The 15,337-nt window shown below is 59.4% G+C and carries 17 protein-coding genes; 11 read left to right on the top strand and 6 right to left on the bottom strand.

Features of this window, described 5'->3' with window-relative positions; genetic code table 11:
* Position 1: 1 nt before the first annotated feature.
* Positions 2 to 949 carry a lysylphosphatidylglycerol synthase domain-containing protein gene (locus BTN45_RS04035; protein WP_004441121.1) on the bottom strand — a complete coding sequence of 316 codons (948 nt, stop codon included), beginning with the start codon at positions 947 to 949 and terminating at the stop codon, positions 2 to 4.
* 206 nt (positions 950 to 1,155) lie between these two features.
* Here BTN45_RS04035 and BTN45_RS04030 point away from each other — a divergent pair, with 206 nt between their 5' ends.
* Positions 1,156 to 1,926, top strand: coding sequence for a ribonuclease (locus BTN45_RS04030; protein WP_112555077.1), 771 nt, complete (start codon positions 1,156 to 1,158; stop codon positions 1,924 to 1,926).
* A gap of 21 nt (positions 1,927 to 1,947) precedes the next feature.
* Positions 1,948 to 2,544: a glutathione S-transferase gene (locus BTN45_RS04025; RefSeq protein WP_004441119.1), complete on the top strand. Its 597-nt coding sequence runs from the start codon at positions 1,948 to 1,950 to the stop codon at positions 2,542 to 2,544.
* Between the two features lie 108 nt (positions 2,545 to 2,652).
* Here BTN45_RS04025 and BTN45_RS04020 read toward each other — a convergent pair whose 3' ends face one another.
* On the bottom strand, positions 2,653 to 3,309 hold the full coding sequence (locus BTN45_RS04020; RefSeq protein ID WP_004441118.1) for an outer membrane protein: 657 nt from the start codon (positions 3,307 to 3,309) through the stop codon (positions 2,653 to 2,655).
* A gap of 369 nt (positions 3,310 to 3,678) precedes the next feature.
* Between BTN45_RS04020 and BTN45_RS04015 the strand changes: the two genes are divergently transcribed.
* The 5 genes from BTN45_RS04015 (at position 3,679) to BTN45_RS03995 (ending at position 7,894) form a co-directional block, all read left to right on the top strand.
* Positions 3,679 to 4,446: an SDR family oxidoreductase gene (locus tag BTN45_RS04015; protein ID WP_035207878.1), complete on the top strand. Its 768-nt coding sequence runs from the start codon at positions 3,679 to 3,681 to the stop codon at positions 4,444 to 4,446.
* Positions 4,443 to 6,488: an excinuclease ABC subunit UvrC gene (uvrC, locus tag BTN45_RS04010; RefSeq protein WP_207589048.1), complete on the top strand. Its 2,046-nt coding sequence runs from the start codon at positions 4,443 to 4,445 to the stop codon at positions 6,486 to 6,488. Before BTN45_RS04015 ends, uvrC begins: the two co-directional genes overlap by 4 nt.
* Before the next feature lie 104 nt (positions 6,489 to 6,592).
* Positions 6,593 to 7,180, top strand: a complete 588-nt coding sequence (gene pgsA / locus BTN45_RS04005) for a CDP-diacylglycerol--glycerol-3-phosphate 3-phosphatidyltransferase (protein ID WP_004441114.1) — start codon at positions 6,593 to 6,595, stop codon at positions 7,178 to 7,180.
* Positions 7,180 to 7,434, top strand: coding sequence for a molybdopterin converting factor subunit 1 (gene moaD, locus BTN45_RS04000; RefSeq protein ID WP_006700176.1), 255 nt, complete (start codon positions 7,180 to 7,182; stop codon positions 7,432 to 7,434). Before pgsA ends, moaD begins: the two co-directional genes overlap by 1 nt.
* Positions 7,435 to 7,438: 4 nt before the next feature.
* Positions 7,439 to 7,894, top strand: a complete 456-nt coding sequence (locus tag BTN45_RS03995; protein WP_173614565.1) for a molybdenum cofactor biosynthesis protein MoaE — start codon at positions 7,439 to 7,441, stop codon at positions 7,892 to 7,894.
* A 55-nt stretch (positions 7,895 to 7,949) separates the two neighbouring features.
* Here the strand turns inward: BTN45_RS03995 and BTN45_RS03990 are convergent, their stop codons facing one another.
* On the bottom strand, positions 7,950 to 8,846 hold the full coding sequence (locus tag BTN45_RS03990; protein WP_207589042.1) for a branched-chain amino acid ABC transporter permease: 897 nt from the start codon (positions 8,844 to 8,846) through the stop codon (positions 7,950 to 7,952).
* A gap of 52 nt (positions 8,847 to 8,898) precedes the next feature.
* Here BTN45_RS03990 and BTN45_RS03985 point away from each other — a divergent pair, with 52 nt between their 5' ends.
* On the top strand, positions 8,899 to 9,459 hold the full coding sequence (locus tag BTN45_RS03985) for a CGNR zinc finger domain-containing protein (protein WP_173614563.1): 561 nt from the start codon (positions 8,899 to 8,901) through the stop codon (positions 9,457 to 9,459).
* Positions 9,456 to 9,968 (top strand): hypothetical protein, encoded by a 513-nt coding sequence (locus BTN45_RS03980; RefSeq protein WP_037088968.1) that lies wholly within the window; start codon positions 9,456 to 9,458, stop codon positions 9,966 to 9,968. The genes BTN45_RS03985 and BTN45_RS03980 overlap by 4 nt, the downstream gene beginning before the upstream one ends.
* A gap of 193 nt (positions 9,969 to 10,161) precedes the next feature.
* Here BTN45_RS03980 and ndk read toward each other — a convergent pair whose 3' ends face one another.
* Together ndk and BTN45_RS03970 are read right to left on the bottom strand one after the other, a co-directional pair.
* Positions 10,162 to 10,584 (bottom strand): nucleoside-diphosphate kinase, encoded by a 423-nt coding sequence (gene ndk / locus BTN45_RS03975; protein WP_003496769.1) that lies wholly within the window; start codon positions 10,582 to 10,584, stop codon positions 10,162 to 10,164.
* 103 nt (positions 10,585 to 10,687) lie between these two features.
* Positions 10,688 to 11,383: a glutathione S-transferase family protein gene (locus BTN45_RS03970; RefSeq protein WP_173614562.1), complete on the bottom strand. Its 696-nt coding sequence runs from the start codon at positions 11,381 to 11,383 to the stop codon at positions 10,688 to 10,690.
* Positions 11,384 to 11,639: 256 nt separating this feature from the next.
* On the opposite strand from BTN45_RS03970, the gene BTN45_RS03965 reads away from it, so the two are divergent.
* Positions 11,640 to 12,683: a GGDEF domain-containing protein gene (locus BTN45_RS03965; protein WP_207589041.1), complete on the top strand. Its 1,044-nt coding sequence runs from the start codon at positions 11,640 to 11,642 to the stop codon at positions 12,681 to 12,683.
* 160 nt (positions 12,684 to 12,843) lie between these two features.
* The gene (locus BTN45_RS03960; protein ID WP_207589040.1) at positions 12,844 to 14,727 is read left to right on the top strand and encodes an ABC-F family ATP-binding cassette domain-containing protein; all 1,884 of its coding nucleotides are present in this window, start codon (positions 12,844 to 12,846) and stop codon (positions 14,725 to 14,727) included.
* Between the two features lie 59 nt (positions 14,728 to 14,786).
* Here BTN45_RS03960 and BTN45_RS03955 read toward each other — a convergent pair whose 3' ends face one another.
* Positions 14,787 to 15,269, bottom strand: coding sequence for a heme-binding protein (locus tag BTN45_RS03955; protein WP_004441094.1), 483 nt, complete (start codon positions 15,267 to 15,269; stop codon positions 14,787 to 14,789).
* Between the last annotated feature and the right edge of the window lie 68 nt (positions 15,270 to 15,337).

Genomic DNA, 15,337 nt, shown 5'->3' with positions numbered 1-15,337 from the left:
CTTACCTCAACCCTTCCCTTTTCTGCGCCGCGGCCAGCTGTGATCGTTCGAAGAAGAGGATCACGAACAGCGCCATGATGAAGGGGATGATGAGATAAAACAGGCGGAAGACCAGGAGCGCTGCGATGACGTCGGCCGGGTTCATGTCCGGCAGGCCGGTGACGAAGACGAGTTCCAGCACGCCCAATCCGCCCGGCGCATGCGAAATGAGCGCTGCGGAAAACGACACCAGAAATATGCCGAGAATGACCATATAGCCGGGATTGCCGGCTTCCGGCAGCGCGAAATAGATGATGCCCGCCGCGCCGATCAGCTCGATGGGGCCAATGACCAGTTGCTGCGCCACAAGCTTCGGCGCCGGGTATGGCAACACGAAGGAGCCGATCTTCAGAGGCTTCAGCCTGAGCAGGCTGCCGAGAACATAAAGGCTGACGAAAAAGAGCAGCACGACGCCTGTCGTGGTTGAGGCTTCGACCGGCAGTATGCCCGTGAACCGTTCAGTGATGTCAGGCTCGTAAAGCAGCACCAGTCCGATCAGCATGATCGTGCCGATGAGAAAGGTGAAAGAGCAGAGGCCGACGAGAACGCCCACTTCCGCCACACTTAGTCCCTTCGACGTATACGCCCGATATCGCACCACGGCGCCCGAAAACACCGACGCGCCGACATTGTGGGACAGCGCATAGGTGGTGAAGGAGGTGAGCGTGATGAAGAGCCAGTTCACCTTGCGGCCAAGATGCTGCAACGCGATGCGGTCATAACCGGCAAGCGCGGCATAGGCCAGCAGGGTGGAGAGACCCGAACACAACCAGTCCCGCACCCGAATGGCCTTCAGGCTGTCCCAGAGATCATCGAGCGACAGGCCGCGCAATTCGTGAAAGAGCAACCAGGCGGAAAAACCGATCGTCGCAAAGCCAACGACGGGCCAGATATATTTCTTGAATTTCATGCGGTCATGCCCGCCTATTTCCTCCAGCTTCACCCCAGCCTGTTCCGTCTTTTGCGGAGATTCGTTCGACTCTATTCGTTATGCGGCGAAGCTTTCAACCTTTTCATCAAAGATTGGCGGTTTGCCCCGTTCACAAGTTGATGTAAGACCGGATCGTCGCCTGCCGGCGATATGAGGTCGTCCATTTTCCGGGGAACGTACACGGAATGAAGCGTTATGCCGGTTTCATCGCCCTGGGCCTTCTGTCGCTCGGCGCCTTATGGTTCGCGCAGCAAAATCCGGCCCCAACCACACCGGCCGACCGGCAGACACAACCCCAATCGCAGACCGCCGGCAATTCCGGGCCGGACGCTCCAGGGCGCGCGGTTTCTCAAGCGAAGCCGGATAAGAGGCCTCCGCCGCGCGGAAGCGGCTTCGATTTTTATGTGCTCTCGCTTTCATGGTCACCGGCATTCTGCGCCAGTTCCGAAGGCTCTGGCAACCGACAGCAGTGCGGCAGCGACAGGCGTTACGGATTCGTGGTGCACGGGCTATGGCCGCAGAACGAAAACGGCTATCCCGAATTCTGCCGAAGCGACGAGCCTGAGCGTGTGCCGGACGCGATCGGCCGCACCATGTTCGACATCATGCCCTCCATGGGCCTGATCGGCCATCAGTGGCGCAAACACGGCTCCTGTTCCGGCCTGTCGCAGCGAGACTATTTCTCGGCGACGCGGGCCGCCTTCGAGGCCATCCGGCTGCCGGAGAGAATCGCTTCCGGCGCCGAAACAGCCACGCTTTCCGCCGATGCGATAGAAACCGCCTTTACCGATGCCAATCCCGGCCTGTCGAAACGCGGCATTTCCATCAGCTGCGATGGCAAGCGCCTCGAAGAAGTGCGCATCTGCCTTAACCGGGACATGACATTCCGCGACTGCCCGGAGCTTGACCGCAAGGGCTGCCGCGCGAGTTCAACCGAAATCATCCCCATTCGCTGATCAACCCACAGGGACCCAACCATGGAACTGCTCTATTCGCCCGCCTCCCCCTACTCCGCCAAGGTGCGCATGGCGGCCCGTCATCTCGACATCGACATAACCTCCGTTCGCGTTGACACCAACGCCGAGCCGGCCACGCTGATGGACAATAATCCGCTGGGAAAGATTCCGGTGCTGCTGCTTGATGATGGCGGATCGGTCTACGACAGCGTGGCCATCATGCATTATCTCGACCGTCTTTCAGGCGGCAAACTCTACCCCAAAAAGAACGGCAAGCGCACGGATGTGGAAATTCTGGAGGCGCTGTGCGACGGCATCATGGATTGCCTGCTGGCCATCGTCTACGAGCGCCGTTTCCGACCGGAAGAGAAAATTCACCAGCCCTGGATCGACAAGCAGTGGAGCAAGGTGGTGCGCGGGCTCGACCATCTCAACGCCAACCTGCCGAAGACCGGCAAGAAGCTGCACGGCGGCCATTTCGCGCTGGCTGCGATGATCGGTTATCTAGACCTTCGTTTTGCGGGCGAGTGGGCCGAAGGGCGCGATGCGCTGGCGGCGTGGCCGGAAACCTTCGGCAAGCGTTTCGACGCCTATACGGAAATGAAGGCCGCCGCCTGACGTGACCGCGCAGAACACCCGGCTTTTGGCCGGGCGTTCAACGGCAAATCACAGACACAAAAAAGCCGGGGCATGACCCCGGCTTTTCTTTGACCGATCCGGAAAGGATCAGAACTTGACGCCGATACCGGCCTTGACCGAGTGGTCGTCATAACCGCGCGAGAAGGCGTCGTTGCCGAGCGTATAGTCCTTTTTCTGGTAATCGCTGTAGCGATATTCCAGACGGGCGGTGATATTGTCGGTCACCATGGCTTCCACACCGGCACCAACCGTGTAACCGAGAGCCGTGGCGCTGTCCTTGTTGACGCCGTCACGAACCTTGTTGTCGGAGACAGCAAGACCGGCCGTACCATAGAGCAGGAACGGGTTCATGTCGTAACCAACGCGGCCACGCAGCGAGCCGTTGACGCCCTGCTTGCCTTCGACCGAGCGACCTGCAACCGTACCGGCGGAACCGCGCTCGTCACCCATGTTGACGTCAGCTTCGGCACCGTAAACGATCTGGCCATTCTGCCAGTTGTAACCGCCGTACAGACCGCCGCCGGCGCCCTTGGCGTCACGGCCGTCGTTGCTGGAGCTGAAACGGCCCCAATCGTAGTTGACGGTACCACCGAGGTAAGCGCCGGACCAGTCCTTGACCGGTGCTGGCTGGTCGTAGGAAACCGGTGCCTGCGGCACTTCGTTTACGGCGTCAGCGGCGTGAGCAGCCGAAAAGCCAGCGGCGGCCATGGTCGAAGCCATAAGGGTTGCTACGAAAATACGCATGTTATTCTCCTTTCAGGACCGCTCTGCACTCAAAACATTGTTTTCAGACGCGGCATAATTCGTCGGGTTGATCGCCCCTCTGGAAACCGAATTTGATGGGAGAATGCGGAGATCAAAGAGCCAAAATGTGAATTGTTTGGGGCAGACGCGTGACTAGAATTAGACGTTGCCTAATTGCCACAAGGGTTTTATTAACCCTAACAGAAGGCTAAACAAAAATAGATCGCCTTTAAACTTCGTTATATTAAAATTAAACCGAAATTGCATTGTGAATAAAAAATCGCCCAATTCTTTTCGGGCCGAGTGACAGCTTGCGATTTGCATTTATATCCAGCAAATAGGGCGTGTAAGAGCAAATGCAGGTCCGCTGTGAAAGAAGATATACCGAAGACAGTCTTGATTACCGGGGCCGCGCGGCGGCTTGGGCGCGCTATCGCCACCGATCTGGCCAGCCACGGCTTTGCGATCGCGGTCCATGCCAATGAATCGATCGCGCAGGCGGAGGAATTCGCTAACGAAATAAGGCAGAAAGGTGGCAGGGCTGCAGCCGTTCAGGCGGACCTGACACAATCAGCCCCGACAGCGGCGCTGATCGAAAAGGCGTCTTCCGCCCTCGGCCCCATCGGCGTCGTCGTCAACAATGCGTCTGTTTTTCTCGGCGACACGGCGGAAGCGCCTGACCCTGATATCTTCGATGCGCATTTTGCCGTGCATGTGCGGGCGCCTTCCCTCATCGCCGCCGCCTTTGTCGAACAGTTGCCCGCCGATAAATCCGGGCTGATCGTCAATATCATCGACCAGCGTGTGCTTGCGCTCACGCCACGCTTTTATTCCTACACCCTTTCGAAATCAGCGCTTTGGACCGCCACACGGACGATGGCGCAGAGCTTCGCGCCGCGCGTCAGGGTGAATGCCATCGGGCCTGGGCCCACCTTCAAAAGCGAAAGACAAGCGCCTGAGGACTTTCAGGCGCAGATCGACGGCCTTATATTAAAGCGTGGTCCTGCGCCGGACGAGTTCGGGCGGACGATTCGCTTTCTTTACGACACGCCGTCGGTCACCGGACAAATGATCGCGCTCGACGGCGGCCAGCACCTTGGCTGGGAAACCCCTGACGTGGCGGAGATACCTGAATGAACGGAAAGAAGCTGCCTGATGGCGGTATTCTCTTCGATGACACCGACGACGAAGATGACGATGCAAGCCTTGCCGCAACGGAAACGGCCGAGGCTCCGCGCGACGTCGCCGGCATGGACTGGAATGCGGGATGGAAGAACGAATCCGGCCTGAAGGGCATGGACCTCATTGGCGAATTCGTCAAACACCTGCCCAATGCGCCGGGTGTCTATCGCATGTTCAACGAGGCGGGCGACGTGCTTTACGTCGGCAAGGCACGCTCGTTGAAGAAGCGCGTCGGCAATTATGCGCAGGGCCGCGTGCATTCCAACCGCATCGCCCAAATGGTGCGTCACACCACGCACATGGAATTCGTCACCACCCGCACGGAGACCGAAGCGCTTCTTCTGGAAGCGAATCTAATCAAGCGCTTGCGGCCGCGATTTAACGTACTTCTGCGCGACGACAAGTCCTTCCCCTATATTCTCATCACCGCCGACAACCGTGCCCCAGCGATCTTCAAGCACCGGGGAGCAAGGGCGCGCAAGGGCGACTATTTCGGACCCTTCGCGTCCGCCGGCGCGGTTGGCCGCACGATCAATTCGCTGCAGCGCGCCTTCCTGATACGCACCTGCACAGACAGTGTGTTCGAAACCCGCACCCGTCCCTGTCTTCTGTACCAGATCAAGCGCTGTTCCGGGCCCTGTACGCATGAGATCAGCGACGAGGGCTACGCGGAGCTGGTCAAGGAAGCCAAGGATTTCCTGTCCGGCAAGAGCCAGAGCGTCAAGACCGCAATTGCCCGACAAATGAACGAGGCTTCCGAAGACCTCGATTTCGAGCGCGCCGCCATCTATCGCGACCGGCTGGCGGCACTTTCGCACGTACAGAGCCACCAGGGCATCAACCCCGCCGGCATTGAAGAGGCGGATGTCTTCGCCATCCACCACGAAGGCGGCATTTCCTGCATTCAGGTGTTCTTTTTCCGCACCGGCCAGAACTGGGGCAACCGCGCCTATTTCCCCAAGGCCGATCCGTCCCTGCCCGGCTCGGAAATTCTCAACGCGTTTCTGGCACAGTTCTACGACGACAAGCCGGTGCCGAAACAGATCCTGCTTTCCGAAACGGTGGAGGAACAGGAACTGCTGGCGGCCGCCCTCGGGGAGAAAGCCGGGCACAAGGTCACGATCAGCGTGCCGCAGCGCGGCGAGAAGAAGGACATTACCGATCACGTGCTTGCCAATGCCCGCGAGGCGCACGGCCGCAAGCTCGCGGAAACATCGTCTCAGGCGCGGCTGCTGAAGGGCTTTGCCGAGACTTTCGGCCTTGCCTACGTGCCTCGGCGGATCGAAATCTACGATAACTCGCACATCATGGGCACTAATGCGGTCGGCGGCATGGTGGTGGCGGGGCCGGAAGGTTTCGTGAAGAACCAGTATCGCAAGTTCAATATCAAATCGACCGACATCACGCCGGGCGACGATTTCGGCATGATGCGGGAGGTGATGACCCGCCGCTTCTCACGCCTGCTGAAAGAAGAAGGAAAGCCGGATCGCGAGCGCATATCGACGGCAGAAGAAGCTGCCGACATGCCCTTCCCCGCCTGGCCGGACGTGATCCTGATCGATGGTGGTCAGGGGCAGATGACGGCGGTGCGGGCCATCCTCGACGAACTCGGCATTCGCGACTGCGTGACCGCCATCGGCGTCGCCAAAGGCGTGGACCGCGAGGCGGGCCGTGAACGTTTCTTCGCGGACGGGCGCAGCGATTTTTCCCTGCCGCCACGTGATCCCGTGCTCTACTTCATTCAGCGCATGCGTGACGAGGCGCACCGTTTCGCGATCGGATCGCACCGGGCCCGGCGCAAGAAGGAAATGGTGCGCAATCCGCTGGACGAAATCTCGGGAATCGGACCGGGGCGCAAACGTTCGTTGCTGCAGCATTTTGGAACCGCCAAGGCGGTTTCCCGCGCGGGCCTCAATGACCTGATGGCCGTCACCGGCATTTCCGAGACGGTGGCGCGGCAAATTTACAATCACTTCCACGAGAGCGGCAGCGATTGACGCAGAACGGCGGGGCTGACCTGCTAAAAAAACATAATCACGTGTTGACGCTATGCCCTAGCGGCGGCATCAAGGCAGCTGATCTCAGACTGACAGGTTTCCCCATGGCTTCGCGCGCATACAGCATTCCCAACCTCCTCACTTATGGCCGGATTCTCGCTGTTCCGGTCATTGTCCTTTGCTTTTACGTTGAAGGAAAACTGGAGAGTTCGGATTTTGCGCGCTGGACGGCACTGTGGCTGTTCATCATCGCCTCGCTGACCGATTTCCTCGACGGTTATCTGGCGCGCATCTGGAACCAGACGTCGAATATCGGCCGCATGCTGGACCCGATCGCTGACAAGCTGCTGGTCGCATCCGTCCTGCTTCTGATGGCGGCCGACGGCACCATTGCCGGCTGGTCGCTCTGGGCGGCCATCACCATTCTCTGCCGTGAAATTCTTGTTTCCGGCCTGCGCGAATATCTGGCGGCGCTGAAGGTCAGCGTTCCCGTCACCCGCATCGCCAAATGGAAGACCACCATCCAGATGGTCGCCATCGCTTTCCTGCTCGCGGGTCCTGCTGGCGACAAGGTTCTGCCATACACGACCGAGATGGGCATCACGCTCCTCTGGCTGGCCGCAGCGCTCACCATGTATACCGGTTATGATTACTTCAAGGCTGGCCTCAAGCACATCGTGGACGAAGAATGATGACACGGATCGTTTATTTCGCCTGGGTTCGCGAGAAGATCGGCACGGATGAAGAGGAGCTGGACCTCCCTTCCTCCATCACTACGGCCGGCGAGCTGATTGCCTGGCTTGCGACACGCGGTGAAAATTACGAGGCTGCCTTCGAATTTCCCAATGTCATCCGCGTTGCGGTCAATCAGGAACACGTCGAGCATGATGAAAGCATCGTCGGCGCGCGCGAGATCGGCATATTCCCACCGATGACGGGGGGATGAGCGAATGCGGCCGACCGTCCGTGTCCAGGCAGAGGATTTCGACGCTGCGGAAGAAACCCGCCGGCTGACGGAAGGTGACAGGAGCATCGGCGCGGTTGTCGCCTTCACCGGGCTCTGCCGGGATGATGGCGGCACGCTCGCGGCGCTGGAACTGGAACATTATCCCGGCATGGCGGAAGCGGAAATGACGCGCATCGCCAAGCTCGCGATGGAACGCTTCGGCCTGCTTGGCCTCACCGCCATCCATCGCCATGGCAAGATCGCCACGGGCGAAAATATCGTCCTCGTCATCGCCGCTTCATCGCATCGACAGGCGGCCTTCGATGGCGCGAATTTCGTGATGGACTACTTGAAGACATCCGCGCCGTTCTGGAAAAAGGAACATGGCAAGGATGGAACGGCGGGCGAGTGGGTTGCGGCAAAGACAACCGACGATACCGCCAGGGAAAAGTGGCGATAACGCCTTGTTCTTCCCGCATGGTCCGGTGGAAGCGGGCACCGCTTTCGTCAATGCCCTAAGGCGCTTCAACCCTGCTGCGCATGATAACCAGCCAGCCGACCAGCATCGCGAGGACCATCGCATCCCGCCAGGCGGCCGGTCCGTAACCGACCCAGAAAGTTTCTGCAAAACCGACAGCGGCGGCTCCCAGCCCACAGATGAGCGGACTGGCATAACCGCCTGCCGCAGAAATCAGCACCACCTTCAGGCCAAAGACCAGACCGGCCCCGAAATCCATGGTGCCGTAATAAAATGTGGCCAGCACGCCCGCGATGGCGGCGACGAGACCCGCCGCGCAATAGGACATGAGAAATATCCGGCCTGCATTTACCCCGCACAAGGCTGCAGCAAAAGCATCGTCCGACACTGCCTTCCAGTGCCTGCCGAAAGCGGAGCGGCCAAGATAAAACGATCCGGCGAAAATGAGCAGGCTGAAGGCCGTCGTATTCAGCATTTGCATCGGCGTCAGCGTCACGGCGAAGCCGCCATCGGCCCAGAAACGTATCGGCTCCGACAAAAGCGGCGGGAGCCATAATTGCCGTGTATCGGCGGCCAGCCTTGCACTTTCCGTCAGCGCTATCAACACCCCGATGGAAGCGACCGTCACCGCGTTGGGAGAGGCTTTCGCTAACGGCCGCATCACCACCCTGCCGATGAAACCCGCCGCCCACAGCCCGCCGAACAGGCCCGCCCCTGCCCCCAGCGCCAATGTCGCCGGCAGAACAAGCCACAGGCGGTTCCAGCCGAAATCGGCAAAAAGCAGGCAGGTCTGGCCAGCAAAGGCGAATATGGCGCCATAGGTGACATCGGCGCGTCTGGTGACTGAAAAGGCGATGGCATAACCAAAGGCCAGAACCGCATAAAGCGCGGCGACCGGCACTGCATTCAGCAATTGTTGCAGGAAATAAGCCAAGCGCGTCCTCCCGCTGTGATTATAACTATTAAAACCAGTTTTGATAGTTATAATGTGCGGCATGACCTTTCGCTGGACAGAACATCGTTTCGCGGGCGGCGCATTGGCGCTGGATGTTGCCAACAGCGTGATCCTGCGTTCAGACGCCGCTAGATCGGTAGACCGCTTCGCCGTGGCCGGGCAGATCGCCACCTTTGCCGAAGCGGCGACACGGCTTGGTGCGGAGCGAGAAAGATTTCCCGCCCTCGTCGCGCCCGACGAAGAGAGACGGCCGGTTCTTTTCGATCTGCGCGAGGCAATCGACGATTATTTTCGCTCGTCCATCGCCGATGGCGGCGAGGACAACGGGAAACTGGCGCAGTTTCTCTTCGCTTGCGGCGCCGCCCTGCGCATGTTCCCGAAGGCAGAACATCTCGCCAATGCCACCGCCCACTCCGCACTGTCGCTGCTTGCGGACGAACCACGGCAGCGGTTGAGGATCTGCGGCAATTGCGGCTGGCTGTTCATCGACCGCAGCAGAAACAGAAGCCGGATCTGGTGCGATATGGCGGTGTGCGGCAACCGGCAGAAAGCCAGCCGGCACTATCACCGCACGAAGGAGACGCGGTCATGAAAAGAACCGGCCTGCCATTGCTGGCAATGGTGGCGATACTCACCCTTTCCGGCTGTCAGCGCGAAGAACCGCGCGAGGTGGCGAAGGTTTCCGGCCGCATGTTCGTCTTCAACTATCGCGTGGCCATTGCCACCTATCTGGTGACGCTGCAGCGTATTGCCCCCATTCGCGACGGCAGCAGCGTTGAAGCAACATTCGAAAACCCTCGCGGAGGGCCCGACCTCACCACCCGCGAGAAGATTTTTCCGAAGGACGAAAAGATCACCGTTCAGAGCCCGCCGGTCGAATGTGTGAAGCAGGATCGGCCCTACAGGGTCACCGTCCGCATCAAAGGGCCGGATGGCGATATTCTGCAGACGATCGAGACCACCATCCGCTCCGATACCGACCAGTCAGCTCTCCCCGCCAAGCCGCTGGTCGTCGGCCCGCTCTATACGCCCAATCCGGAGGTGTTTAAACCTGACGGAACGATTGATATGCGGCCGGCTCAGGGGTGCCCGGTGTCGTAGGGACTGACGGAGCGAGTGCAACCTCTCCTTGTCCCTGTGCTTGTCACAGGAATGATGATGAAGGCGGGTGCGGCGTCCCCTTATCGCAACAAAAAACAAAAAAAACGGAGCCTTTCGGCTCCGCTTCTTCGAGTCTTTTCAGCGGCTTCGAGCAATCGCCTGATAGAGCGATTCAAGCCGTTGAGACTTTGAATCAGCCGACGATTTCGGTTTCGGCGAACCAGTAGGCGATTTCCTGAGCGGCGGTTTCCGGAGCGTCGGAACCGTGAACGGAGTTTTCGCCGATGGAAAGCGCGAAGGTCTTGCGGATGGTGCCTTCAGCGGCCTGGGCCGGGTTGGTGGCGCCCATGATTTCGCGGTTCTTGAGGATGGCGTTTTCGCCTTCCAGAACCTGAACGATGGTCGGGCCGGAAGTCATGCCTTCAACGAGTTCGCCGAAGAAGGGGCGCTCCTTGTGGACGGCGTAGAAGCCTTCGGCTTCGCGCTTGCTCATCCAGACGCGCTTGGAGGCGACGACGCGCAGGCCGTTGTCTTCAAATACCTTGGTGATCGCGCCCGTGAGGTTACGCTTGGTTGCGTCCGGCTTGATCATCGAAAATGTGCGTTCAATCGCCATGTGTCCGTTTCCTTTTCCTTCAGAGAAAGTGGGCGGTCTTTACCCGCCCAAAGGCCCGAAAACAAGGGGGATCAATGAGATTGCGGCACTGACGGCAGACATTTCACGCCGCTGTCACACTGCGGCCCCTTGCATCGTAAAGATCGAGGCACCCTTCGAACCAGTCGCGCACAGGGTCATTATCTGAAAACAGATCAGCACCGGTGGTGATCCTCGCCCATTGCAGCGCGCCGAAAACGATGTAATCCGAAAAAAGCGGCGACGTGCCGCCGATGAAGGGCTGAAAACTCAGCATCCGGCGGATGGGAGCGAGCAAGGCAGGAAAGGCGGCGATCGCGTCTTCGCGGTTGGCGACGACATCCTCGAGCGGGCGGCCAAGCGCCCTTGTCCGGCTTTCGCGGAAATAACGACGATCCGGCTCATCCAGCATATTGTGGATATCCAGCACGGCGATACGGACGATGGCCGGATGCAGCTGGGTTTGGGACCAGCTTTCGACAAAGCGCGCCATGGCCTTGCCGCCTTCCCCATCGAACAACGATGGCCGCTCCGGGTAGGCCTCGTCCAGATAAAGGGCAATCTCGAAACTGTCGCTCACCAGGCGGTCGCCGTCCCGCAGGATCGGCACCGTCTTCGAAAAACCATCCTCCACGGTCGGGATGACGGTGAAGGGCAACGGACGCTCTTCGAAATCCAGTCCCTTATGCGCCAACGAAAACACGGTTTTCCAGCAATGGGGGGAAAATGGCCTGGAGACATCGCTTCCGCAGAGCGAATAGAGGGTTCGGGAATTCGTCATGGGCTGCACCTTCTCTGCAATAACGACCAAGCGATATAAAATCGGCGGGAGCCGGAAATCAAATCAGCATTTGTCATGTTATCAATCAAAGGACGTTTGAAAGGTTCCGTTCGCCAAGGGCCGAAATAAAACCTGGAGGTGATGAATTTCGCTCGCAGGTTTAGCCAATTTTAAGCCGTCTCGCCTATGATTTGGCCATTCAGAAAACGGTTATTTCGTTCGATTGATAAGACCATCGATACTGGAGCTGACAGCGATGACATCTGCTGGCGATAAAAAACGCGAACAGGCGAGAAGTAGTCTTGTCCTTACCAAGGTCGCGCAGTTCATCGCCAGGATGAATATTGCACCCTTGCCGCGCAATTACGAATTGATCTATGAAATATTGTCGGGCCATAACCCGGCCATGGGCCGAGACATCCTGGCGCTCGGTAATGCGCCGCAACAGCACGAGATCGATCTTGTTGGCCAGAGGCACAATTTGCCCGGCTTCTCCCGCATCGAAGCGGAACAGATGGCCAGCGAGGCCTTTGAAACGCTGAAACAGATTTCCGCACGGCTGGAAGCTGGCCAGAGGCGCACGGAAGCCTTCATCGGACGCCTTGGCGAAGACGAAACTGTTGGGTCCCCGGCCACCGACCGCGTCGCCCGATTGCTGGACGACATCCACGAGGAACAGACCAGCTTAAGGCATTTCATCTCCATGGGGCTGATGAAAATACATGACGTCGAAAGGCGGCGCGCCGAACTGCAGGCCGGTTCCCTGCGCGACGTGCTGACGGCGCTGCCCAACCGGGCGGCTTTCCTCGAAAAACTCGGAGAGCTTTTTGCCGGAGACAGGGCCGCCTCCGCGACATCGCTGATGCTCCTCAATATCGACCATTTCCGCGAGATCAACGCCAAATACGGCCCCGCCGCCGGAGACAAGGCCCTGCGGCGGCTTGCTGGGCTCTTTCGCAAGAAGATCAAGAAGGATGATTTTGTCGCCCGCATCGGCGGCAACGAATTTGCTTTCCTGTTTGCAGGCGTTGCGCAAAACACGGCTGAGGCGATCGCTGAACGTCTGCGGCAAAGCGTCGAAGCCTTGCGCTTCGTGACGAGTGAGGGCGGCGGCGAGCATCTGACTGTTTCAATCGGCGTCGCCTCGGTGGACGGCACCGCAACGCCCGCGGAATTCTTCAGCCAGGCTGAATTGGCCCTGCTTTGCGCCCGGTGCGGCACCCGGAACTGCGTCGTCGGTTATTGCAGGGACCTCGCGCAGCATAATCGCGACAGCTATCTCGCGCAGTTGGGTTGCTAGGACATTTCGGCAAGCCTTCAGGATGGGCTTATATCCGGAAAACGAGCTGCCATCCCACGCCTTGTCCCCGTTTGCCGCCTCTTCATTTCCGACCTCATAACTGCCGCGGTGTGGCGTGCCTGCTCTTGCCTTGGTCACACAGTTCGGCCAAAACGACGCCATGATTACGATTACCGATCTTTCGGCCCGCATCGCCGGGCGTCTGCTCCTTGACCACGCCAGCGTGACGCTTCCCGCCGGTGTGAAGGCGGGCCTCGTTGGCCGCAACGGTGCCGGCAAATCCACCCTTTTCCGCATCATCACCGGCGATCTCGCGGCAGAAGGCGGTTCGGTGACCATTCCGAAACAGGCCCGCATCGGCCAGGTGGCACAGGAAGCGCCGGGCACGGAGGAATCTCTCATCTCCATCGTGCTTTCCGCTGACAAGGAGCGCAGCGCGCTTTTGGCGGAGGCGGAGACCGCAACCGATCCGCATCGTATCGCAGAGATCCAGATGCGGCTTGTCGATATCGATGCCCATTCGGCGGAAGCGCGTGCATCGAGCATTCTTGCCGGTCTCGGTTTCGATCATGAAGCGCAGCTCCGCCCCGCCTCCTCCTTTTCAGGCGGCTGGCGCATGCGTGTGGCGCTCGCCTCGGTGCTGTTTGCCGAGCCCGATCTGCTGCTGCTCGATGAGCCGACCAACTATCTCGACCTTGAGGGCACGCTGTGGCTGGAAGAATATATCCGCCGCTATCCGCACACTGTCATTATCATCAGCCATGATCGCGATCTGCTGAACAACGCCGTCAATTCCATCGTGCATCTCGACCAGAAGAAGCTGGCCTTTTATCGCGGCGGCTACGATCAGTTCGAGCGGCAGAAGGCCGAGGCCGACGAATTGCAGATGAAAGCCAAGGCGAAAAACGACGCCGCGCGCAAACACCTGCAGAGCTTCATCGACCGTTTCCGCGCCAAGGCCACCAAGGCCCGTCAGGCGCAGAGCCGCATCAAGGCCCTGGAGCGCATGGGCACCGTCGCCGCCGTGATCGAAGATCATGTGCAGCCGATCACGTTTCCTGAGCCGGAAAAACAGCCGGCCTCGCCGATCGTTGCCATCAATGGCGGCGCGGTCGGCTATGAACCGGGCAAGTCCATTCTGAAACACCTCAACCTGCGCATCGACAATGACGACCGCATTGCGCTGCTCGGCTCCAACGGCAACGGCAAATCCACTTTTGCGAAGTTCATTTCCGGCCGTCTCGCCCCGCAGGCGGGTGATATTCGCGTCGCGCCCGGCCTTAAGATCGGCTTCTTCGCGCAGCATCAGCTCGACGATCTGGTGCCGGATGAAACTCCGGTCGAACATGTGCGCAAGCTGATGCCGCTGGCACCGGAGGCGCAGGTGCGGTCACGCGTGGCGCAGATGGGGCTTGCGACGGAAAAGATGGCGACGGCTGCCAAAGACCTTTCCGGTGGCGAAAAGGCTCGCCTGCTGATGGGCCTTGCTGCCTTCCACGCACCCAACCTCTTGATCCTCGACGAACCGACCAACCATCTCGATATCGACAGCCGCCGGGCGCTGATCGAGGCGCTGAATGATTATAATGGCGCGGTGATCCTCATTTCCCACGACCGCCATCTTATTGAGGCGACCGTTGACCGGCTGTGGTTGGTGGCCGACGGGACGGTCAAGACGTTCGAAGGCGACATGGAGGAATATCGCGATCTCGTCGTTTCCTCCAGTAAAAAGAAGGACGACAAGAGCGACACCGTTGCCGATCAGGCTTCCAAGGCCGATCAGCGCAAGGCAAGCGCGGAAAAGCGTGCCCAACTCGCGCCGTTGAAGAAAAAGATCAACGAAATCGAATCCCTGACGGCAAAACTTGAGAAACTGATTCAGACGCTCGACACCGAACTGGCCGACCCGGCGCTATATGAAAAAGCCCCTGCCAAAGCCGCTCAGAAAGTCAAGGAGCGTGGCGAAGCCGCTGCCAGGCTATCGGATGCAGAAGAGCAATGGCTGATGCTTTCCAGTGAATACGAGGAAGCAATGGCCGGCTGATGCGCAACGGCACAGGAGCGGCGGCCTCTTGCGAAGCCGCCATATCGCATTGACGAAACTTACTTCGCGCCGATCGTGTTCAGACCTTCACGCGCACATTCGGCATCGATTGCACCCGACGGCGCGCCTCCAACGCCAATACCGCCGACGAGCGCGTCGCCGATCTTGATCGGCAGCCCGCCTGCCTGAATGACCATGCGCTCATCCATGTTGCGGAGGCCATCATTGGCGGGCTTGGAGGCGATGAATTCGGCGATCTCGCCGATATCACGGCCGAGCGATGCGGCAGCGAATGCCTTGCCGGTGGCGCTGGAGACCGTGTGCGGACCCGAACCATCTGCTTTCAGGACCGTCTTTACGGCGCCGTCGCGGGCGACGATGGCAACGGTGACAGCGTTGCCCTTGGCCGAGCAGGCCTGAAGTGCCGCACTGGCAGCCTTTTCCGCCAATTCGAGTGGCAGGTAAGGTGCGGTCGGCAGCGTCTGCGCCAGGGCGACCGAAGGAGCGAGCAGAGTGGAAACAACGAGAAGGTTGCGGATCATGAAAAGGTCCTCTTGCTTGATGAGGACTGCAGTTTAAGCGGATGGCGTTGAGCCGCGAATCCGTAAGA

Origin of the sequence: Rhizobium sp. ZX09 (assembly GCF_017357485.1) — a bacterium.
Lineage (GTDB): Bacteria > Pseudomonadota > Alphaproteobacteria > Rhizobiales > Rhizobiaceae > Agrobacterium > Agrobacterium pusense.
This window is presented reverse-complemented; position numbering and strand designations above follow the sequence as displayed.

Excerpts from the sequence above, each read along its gene's own strand:
- BTN45_RS04035 (WP_004441121.1), bottom strand. The coding sequence starts at position 949 with ATGAAATTCAAGAAATATATCTGGCCCGTCGTTGGCTTTGCGACGATC.
- BTN45_RS04030 (WP_112555077.1), top strand. The coding sequence starts at position 1,156 with ATGAAGCGTTATGCCGGTTTCATCGCCCTGGGCCTTCTGTCGCTCGGC.
- BTN45_RS04025 (WP_004441119.1), top strand. The coding sequence starts at position 1,948 with ATGGAACTGCTCTATTCGCCCGCCTCCCCCTACTCCGCCAAGGTGCGC.
- BTN45_RS04020 (WP_004441118.1), bottom strand. The coding sequence starts at position 3,309 with ATGCGTATTTTCGTAGCAACCCTTATGGCTTCGACCATGGCCGCCGCT.
- uvrC (WP_207589048.1), top strand. The coding sequence starts at position 4,443 with ATGAACGGAAAGAAGCTGCCTGATGGCGGTATTCTCTTCGATGACACC.
- pgsA (WP_004441114.1), top strand. The coding sequence starts at position 6,593 with ATGGCTTCGCGCGCATACAGCATTCCCAACCTCCTCACTTATGGCCGG.
- moaD (WP_006700176.1), top strand. The coding sequence starts at position 7,180 with ATGACACGGATCGTTTATTTCGCCTGGGTTCGCGAGAAGATCGGCACG.
- BTN45_RS03995 (WP_173614565.1), top strand. The coding sequence starts at position 7,439 with ATGCGGCCGACCGTCCGTGTCCAGGCAGAGGATTTCGACGCTGCGGAA.
- BTN45_RS03985 (WP_173614563.1), top strand. The coding sequence starts at position 8,899 with ATGTGCGGCATGACCTTTCGCTGGACAGAACATCGTTTCGCGGGCGGC.
- BTN45_RS03980 (WP_037088968.1), top strand. The coding sequence starts at position 9,456 with ATGAAAAGAACCGGCCTGCCATTGCTGGCAATGGTGGCGATACTCACC.
- ndk (WP_003496769.1), bottom strand. The coding sequence starts at position 10,584 with ATGGCGATTGAACGCACATTTTCGATGATCAAGCCGGACGCAACCAAG.
- BTN45_RS03970 (WP_173614562.1), bottom strand. The coding sequence starts at position 11,383 with ATGACGAATTCCCGAACCCTCTATTCGCTCTGCGGAAGCGATGTCTCC.
- BTN45_RS03965 (WP_207589041.1), top strand. The coding sequence starts at position 11,640 with ATGACATCTGCTGGCGATAAAAAACGCGAACAGGCGAGAAGTAGTCTT.
- BTN45_RS03960 (WP_207589040.1), top strand. The coding sequence starts at position 12,844 with ATGATTACGATTACCGATCTTTCGGCCCGCATCGCCGGGCGTCTGCTC.
- BTN45_RS03955 (WP_004441094.1), bottom strand. The coding sequence starts at position 15,269 with ATGATCCGCAACCTTCTCGTTGTTTCCACTCTGCTCGCTCCTTCGGTC.